Here is a 6,324-nt window from a genome sequence, read left to right on the forward strand (position 1 = left end):
CGAAACAGATCCTCGATCAGTGGGGTGCCGACGGTTGGGAGCTGGTTGCCGTGCTGCCCGGGCCGACCGGTGAGCAGCACGTGGCGTATCTGAAACGCCCCAAATGAGTGCGTCTGACCGGCTCAAAGAGCTGGGGATCGAACTGCCCGAGGTGGCGAAGCCGTTGGCCTCCTACGTCCCGGCTGTGCGCAGCGGCAACCTTGTGTTCACGTCGGGTCAGTTGCCGACGCAGACCGGAAAGCTGGCCGTGACGGGCAAAGTTGGGGCCGACGTCGCCCCTGGGGTGGGTGAGACACTGGCACGGATCTGCGCGCTCAACGCGCTGGCCGCGGTCGACTCGCTGGTCGGTATCGACGCGGTAATCCAAGTGGTCAAGGTGGTCGGATTCGTCGCGTCCGCACCCGGATTTAACGGCCAGCCGGGCGTCGTCAACGGCGCATCGGATCTGCTTAGGGAGGTGTTCGGGGATCGCGGCAGCCACGCCCGCTCGGCGGTCGGCGTCTCCGAATTGCCGTTGGACGCCCCGGTGGAGGTCGAGCTGGTGGTCGAGGTCGGTTAACGACCGTGACCGACGCCGCTGAATCGCTGACACATCCCGCCTACGGCCGGCTACGCCCGGTCACCGAAACCGCATCGGTGCTGCTGGCCGACAATCCGGGCTTGCTGACGCTGGACGGCACCAACTCCTGGGTGCTGCGTGGACCAGGCAGCGATGAGATCGTGGTCGTCGATCCCGGTCCCGACGACGACGAGCACATCGCGAGAATCGCCGACCTGGGCCGCATCGCCCTGGTGTTGATCAGCCACCGTCATGGCGACCACACCGACGCCATCGACAAGCTGGTCGACCTGACCGGCGCACCGGTGCGCTCGGCGGGCAGCGGGTTCTTGCGCGGCCTCAGCGCCGAGCTGACCGACGGTGAGGTGATCGATGCTGCAGGCTTGCGGATCACCGTGTTGGCGACGCCCGGCCACACCGCCGATTCGCTGTCGTTCGTACTGGACGACGCGGTGCTGACGGCAGACACCGTATTGGGTCGTGGAACGACCGTCATCGACACCGAAGACGGCAGCCTGGCCGACTACCTGGAGTCGCTGCACCGGCTGCGCGGACTGGGCGGCCGGACCGTGCTACCCGGCCACGGGCCGGACCTGGCGAATGTGGAAGCCGTGGCGTCGGGATACCTGGCACACCGCGAGCAGCGGCTGGAGCAGGTGCGCTCGGCGTTGCGGGATCTCGGCGACGACGCCACCGCACGCCAGGTCGTTGAGCACGTCTACGTCGACGTCGACGAGGAGCTGTGGGGCGCAGCGGAATGGTCGGTGCAGGCGCAGTTGGACTATCTGCGGACTCAGTAGCGCGAGCAGACGCAAAAGCGCCTAGCCGCTGGCGGGACAAGCTACCTGGCGCGCTGTTGGATGCTCGCTTGCGCCGGCGCTTACCTCGCTCGCCGCGCCAGCCTCTCCGAGTCCGAGATCAGCACGCTCTTGCCCTCCAGGCGAATCCAGCCCCGGTGGGCGAAGTCGGCCAGCGCCTTGTTCACCGTCTCGCGGGACGCGCCGACCAGCTGGGCGATCTCCTCCTGCGTCAGGTCGTGCGTCACGCGCATCGCGCCGCCTTCCTGGGTACCGAAGCGCTGGGCCAGCTGCAGTAGCTGCTTGGCCACCCGGCCCGGCACGTCGGTGAAGATGAGGTCGGCGAGGTTGTTGTTGGTGCGTCGCAGCCGCCGGGCCAGCACCCTTAGCAACTGCTCGGCGATCTCGGGACGATCCGCAATCCAGGCCCGCAGCGCGTCGCGATCCATCGACACCGCGCGCACCTCGGTGATCGTGGTCGCGCTGGAGGTCCGAGGGCCGGGATCGAAGATCGACAGCTCACCGAACATGTCGGACGGACCCATGATGGTCAGCAGATTCTCCCGACCGTCCGGTGAACGGCGGCCAATCTTGACCTTTCCGGAAATGATGATGTACAGCCGATCACCCGGCTCGCCCTCCGCGAAAACCGTATGCCCGCGAGGGAAGTCGACGGGCTGCAGCTGCTTGGTCAGCGCGGCGACGGCGCTGGGTTCAACCCCCTGGAAGATTCCGGCCCTCGCCAGGATCTCGTCCACGTTGCCCCTTAGCTATGTCAACGACTCTGATATGCACGGGTCTGATGCCCGGGCCGGGTTGCTGGCTGGCTCCCCGAGGGGTACCTCTAGGCACTCGCAGGCTGAGCCTAGAGGTAAGCCATCAACTCGACGTGCCAACGCTACACACGATTGGCATGCTGAGGCGGGCCAAATTGCCGATTCGCCTGCGAATGCTTATGCGACTGTCTCGGTAGGCCGGGGTCTCGGGGGGCGGAAATAACGGTGGCCCTCAGCAACGGATCGGTGACCGGCTCGGCTCGGCCGAATCGATAAGGCGTTTCGTCTCCCAGACGCCCGATGCGGCGGTGCAGGCTCTCCAGGGCCTCGGGCATTCCTTCCCGGGCCAATGTGCGCACGTCAATAGGCTCGGCCTGCTCGAGAAACTCGGCGACATCGCGTGCCGTCACGGTGTTATCTACTAAGCCCGCTTCCAGCCGTCCAAGTCCGAAAGTCGCCAGCATCAGCAAACCCGGGATGAATGCCACGAGCAACCAAGACACAAGTCGCAAGTAAACACGGCTAAGGTCTCAGCGGGATCACGAATTAGTACTCTGTCGAGAGTGATAATGGGCAAACCTTCTCGCGCCGCCGCCCCAGTGTCCGGTGCGCCCGACGCCGCCGCCGCCCGCCGCTGGTCTTCGGAAACCCATTTGGGTTTGGTACGACGAGCGCGCCGCATGAATCGCAAACTTGGGCAAGCGTTTCCACACGCCCACTGCGAGTTGGATTTCACCACACCGTTGGAGCTGGCGGTGGCGACGATCTTGTCGGCCCAAAGCACGGACAAGCGGGTGAATCTCACGACCCCGGCGCTGTTCGCCCGCTATCGCTCCGCGGTGGATTACGCACGGGCCGACCGTGAAGAACTTGAAGCCTTAATTCGCCCCACTGGCTTCTACCGGAACAAAGCGTCGTCGTTGATCGGCCTGGGACAGGCATTGCTCGAGCGATTCGACGGGGAGGTGCCGGCCACCATGGACGAACTGGTGACGCTGCCCGGGGTCGGACGTAAAACCGCCAATGTCATCCTGGGAAACGCGTTCGATGTCCCCGGAATCACCGTCGACACCCATTTCGGGCGGCTGGTTCGGCGCTGGCGATGGACGGCTGAGGAAGACCCCGTCAAGGTCGAGCATGCGGTCGGTGAACTCATCGAACGCAGCGGGTGGACCGTGCTGAGTCACCGGGTGATCTTCCACGGTCGCCGGGTGTGCCACGCCCGCAAACCGGCGTGCGGGGTGTGCGTCCTGGCCAAGGACTGTCCGTCGTTCGGGATCGGGCCCACCGAACCGCTGATCGCCGCCGCCCTGGTACAGGGCCCGGAAACCGAGCACCTGCTGGCGATGGTCGGCTTGTAGCTCAGCACCGCCCACCAGAACCGGACTGAGCTGCAAACGGGGCCTAATTTGACCACTTTCACCCCTCGAACCACCCGCTGGACCCTCGCGGTGCTGGCGGTGGTCGCGGCGTTGATCGTGGCGTTGGTGGTCGACCTGCGCGATAGCGCCCACCGGTCAACCGCCCCGGCAATCGGCGCCGGTCGCGAGCATCGCGACGCGGACAACCCGGCCGCGCTGGCCGGACCGCGGCAGCGTGCCGACCTCGCGGAGTGTCCCCACCCGGGCGCGGAGGCCGGTCCGCCGGCGTTGCGCGGTGTCACGGCGGAGTGCGCAGCCGACGGCTCGGTCGTCGACGTCGGCCCCGCATTGGCCGGGCATCGGGTGGTTCTCAACTTGTGGGCGTACTGGTGTGCGCCTTGTGCGGCCGAACTCCCTGCGATGGCCGAGTATCAACGACGGGTCGGGCCGGCCGTGACGGTGGTGACGGTGCACCAGGACGAGAACGAGACGGCCGCTTTGCTGCGGTTGGCGGAGCTCGGTGTTCGACTACCGACTCTGCAGGACGGTCGTCGTCGGGTCGCAGCGGCACTGCGGGTGCCAAATGTGATGCCCGCGACAGTGGTGCTGGGCTCGGACGGTAGCGTTGCGCAGACCCTGCCGCGAGCTTTTGCTAATGCCGACGAGATCGCAACTGCGCTCGGAGATCAGACGCGATGACGCACGGCGACGACGGACGCGACCGGCGACGACGCGGGCCGCAAGGTCGCCCGGGGAGGGGCCGGGCGATTAGACGAAGGAGGCGCCGGTGAGCGCAGGGGGCACTCCGCGACCAAGCGGTGGAGACCTCACCCACGCGCCAGGAACGGTTCCGTTGACGCCTGAACTCGGTCCGTCCTGGCTGCGTCCACTGGTCGACAACGTTGGTGAGGTGCCTGACGCTTTCCGTCGCCGTCTTCCCGCCGACGTCCTGGCCATGGTGACCGCCGCCAAGGCGACGGCCACGCTCCGCAAAGACGGACGCGACGCAGCGGTGCTGGTGTTGTTTTCCGGCCCGCCGTGGGGTCAAACCAACGGCGCACCGCCCGACGACGCCGACCTACTGCTCACGGTGCGGGCCTCCACATTGCGCCACCACGCCGGCCAGGCGGCATTCCCCGGTGGCGCATCCGATCCGGATGATGACGGGCCGGTGGCCACTGCACTGCGGGAAGCGCGTGAGGAGACCGGCATCGATACCGGCAGGCTGCATCCGCTGGCCACGATGGAGCGAACGTTCATCGCGCCGTCGGGTTTTCACGTCGTCCCGGTGCTGGCGTATTCGCCGGATCCAGGGCCGGTGGCCGTCGTCGATCCGGCGGAGACGGCAATCGTGGCCCGGGTCCCGGTGCGCGCTTTCATCAATCCGGTCAACCGGCTGATGGTGTACCGCAGCTCCTTCAGCCGCCGCTTCGCCGCGCCGGCTTTCTTGTTGAACGAGATGCTGGTTTGGGGATTCACTGGCCAAGTGATTTCGGCAATGCTTGATGTGGCTGGTTGGGCTGAGCCCTGGGACACCAGCGATGTCCGGGAGTTGAATGAAGCGATGGCCCTGGTCGGCGACGGGGATGATGCCTGATGACCTCCTCACAATGGCTCGACATCGCTGTGCTGGCAGTGGCTTTCATCGCGGCGATCTCAGGTTGGCGTTCGGGTGCGCTCGGCTCACTGCTGTCATTCGTCGGTGTGCTACTCGGAGCGATCGCCGGCGTGCTGCTGGCCCCGCACCTTGTCGCGCACATCAGCGCGCCGCGGGCCAAGCTGTTCGCCGCGCTGTTTCTGATCCTGGGGCTGGTCGTCGTCGGCGAGGTCGCCGGTGTGGTGTTGGGCCGCGCGGTCCGCGGCGCGATCCACAGCAACTCGGTCCGATTCTTCGACTCGCTGATCGGGGTGGCGGTTCAGTTGGTGGTGGTGTTGGTGGCGGCATGGCTGCTGGCGACGCCGCTGACCTCCTCGGCGGGCCAGCCCAGCCTGGCCGCTGCGGTGCGCGGCTCGCGGGTGTTGGCACAGGTCAACGACTTCGCGCCGGAGTGGCTCAAGACCGTGCCCAAACGGCTGTCGGCGCTGCTGGACACCTCGGGGCTGCCGCAGGTATTGGAGCCGTTCAGTCGCACGCCGGTCGTGGCGGTGGCGGCGCCGGACTCGGCGCTGGCCAACAACCCGGTCGTGGCGTCCACCGAACCCAGCGTGGTCAAGATCCGTGCGATTGCACCGAGTTGTCAGAAGGTGTTGGAGGGCAGCGGTTTTGTCCTCTCTCCAGACCGCGTGATGACCAATGCGCACGTGGTGGCCGGCGCCAACAGCGTCACCGTGGAGGCCAGCGGCAATCCTTATGACGCCACCGTGGTGTCCTACGACCCGACTGTCGACATCGCGATCCTGTCGGTGCCCAACCTGCCGTCCGGACCGCTGGCCTTCGCCAACACCCCGGTGACGTCGGGCACTCAGGCAGTAGTGATGGGCTACCCCGGTGGTGGTGGCTTTATGGCAACTCCGGCCAGAATCCGGGAACTCATCGAGCTCAGCGGACCCGACATCTACCGCAGCGCGACGGTCAACCGCGAGGTCTACACCGTCAGAGCGAGTGTCGAGCAAGGGAATTCGGGCGGACCATTAATCGACCTCAACGGCCAGGTGCTCGGTGTGGTGTTCGGCGCGGCGGTCGACGACAGCGACACCGGTTTCGTCCTGACGGCCAAGGAAGTGGCCGCCCAGCTGGCGCACATCGGCGACACTGCGCCGGTGGCCACCGGGGAGTGTGTCAGTTAAGGGGCGACCTGTACACCCGGTCGAGGAAGCGCTTTAGGTGCGCG

8 protein-coding genes and 1 pseudogene are annotated in these 6,324 nt (G+C 66.6%); 7 read left to right on the forward strand and 2 right to left on the reverse strand.

Annotated elements, in window-relative coordinates; all coding sequences use genetic code 11:
• The 3 genes and pseudogenes from VNW74_RS14720 to VNW74_RS14730 form a co-directional block, all read left to right on the forward strand.
• A pseudogene (locus tag VNW74_RS14720) lies at nucleotides 1-107 on the forward strand (hypothetical protein); the annotation flags it as partial.
• On the forward strand, nucleotides 104-559 hold the full coding sequence (locus VNW74_RS14725; protein WP_325678029.1) for a RidA family protein: 456 nt from the start codon (nucleotides 104-106) through the stop codon (nucleotides 557-559). The pseudogene VNW74_RS14720 and the gene VNW74_RS14725, both read left to right, overlap by 4 nt.
• 5 nt (nucleotides 560-564) lie before the next feature.
• Entirely contained in the window at nucleotides 565-1,359 is a 795-nt protein-coding gene (locus tag VNW74_RS14730; protein WP_325678031.1) for an MBL fold metallo-hydrolase, read from the forward strand.
• An 80-nt stretch (nucleotides 1,360-1,439) separates the two neighbouring features.
• Here the strand turns inward: VNW74_RS14730 and crp are convergent, their stop codons facing one another.
• Both crp and VNW74_RS14740 read right to left on the reverse strand, forming a co-directional pair.
• The gene (gene crp, locus VNW74_RS14735; protein ID WP_023368605.1) at nucleotides 1,440-2,114 is read right to left on the reverse strand and encodes a cAMP-activated global transcriptional regulator CRP; all 675 of its coding nucleotides are present in this window, start codon (nucleotides 2,112-2,114) and stop codon (nucleotides 1,440-1,442) included.
• Nucleotides 2,115-2,254: 140 nt separating this feature from the next.
• The gene (locus VNW74_RS14740) at nucleotides 2,255-2,596 is read right to left on the reverse strand and encodes a hypothetical protein (RefSeq protein WP_325678041.1); all 342 of its coding nucleotides are present in this window, start codon (nucleotides 2,594-2,596) and stop codon (nucleotides 2,255-2,257) included.
• Between the two features lie 216 nt (nucleotides 2,597-2,812).
• Between VNW74_RS14740 and nth the strand changes: the two genes are divergently transcribed.
• From nth to marP, 4 genes are all read left to right on the forward strand, one after another.
• The gene (gene nth, locus VNW74_RS14745; protein WP_325678033.1) at nucleotides 2,813-3,493 is read left to right on the forward strand and encodes an endonuclease III; all 681 of its coding nucleotides are present in this window, start codon (nucleotides 2,813-2,815) and stop codon (nucleotides 3,491-3,493) included.
• Nucleotides 3,494-3,541: 48 nt separating this feature from the next.
• Complete coding sequence (locus VNW74_RS14750; protein WP_325678035.1) at nucleotides 3,542-4,192, forward strand: TlpA disulfide reductase family protein; 651 nt, start codon at nucleotides 3,542-3,544, stop codon at nucleotides 4,190-4,192.
• 88 nt (nucleotides 4,193-4,280) lie between these two features.
• The gene (locus tag VNW74_RS14755; RefSeq protein WP_325678037.1) at nucleotides 4,281-5,090 is read left to right on the forward strand and encodes a CoA pyrophosphatase; all 810 of its coding nucleotides are present in this window, start codon (nucleotides 4,281-4,283) and stop codon (nucleotides 5,088-5,090) included.
• Nucleotides 5,090-6,280 (forward strand): acid resistance serine protease MarP, encoded by a 1,191-nt coding sequence (gene marP / locus VNW74_RS14760; protein WP_325678039.1) that lies wholly within the window; start codon nucleotides 5,090-5,092, stop codon nucleotides 6,278-6,280. Before VNW74_RS14755 ends, marP begins: the two co-directional genes overlap by 1 nt.
• Nucleotides 6,281-6,324: the final 44 nt, after the last annotated feature.

This window comes from Mycobacterium sp., assembly GCF_035570115.1.
Lineage (GTDB): Bacteria > Actinomycetota > Actinomycetes > Mycobacteriales > Mycobacteriaceae > Mycobacterium.

Bases quoted from the DNA above. Each gene is read 5' to 3' on its own strand.
- nth (WP_325678033.1), top strand. From the start codon at position 2,813: ATGAATCGCAAACTTGGGCAAGCGTTTCCACACGCCCACTGCGAGTTG.
- marP (WP_325678039.1), top strand. From the start codon at position 5,090: ATGACCTCCTCACAATGGCTCGACATCGCTGTGCTGGCAGTGGCTTTC.
- VNW74_RS14725 (WP_325678029.1), top strand. From the start codon at position 104: ATGAGTGCGTCTGACCGGCTCAAAGAGCTGGGGATCGAACTGCCCGAG.
- VNW74_RS14740 (WP_325678041.1), bottom strand. From the start codon at position 2,596: ATGCTGGCGACTTTCGGACTTGGACGGCTGGAAGCGGGCTTAGTAGAT.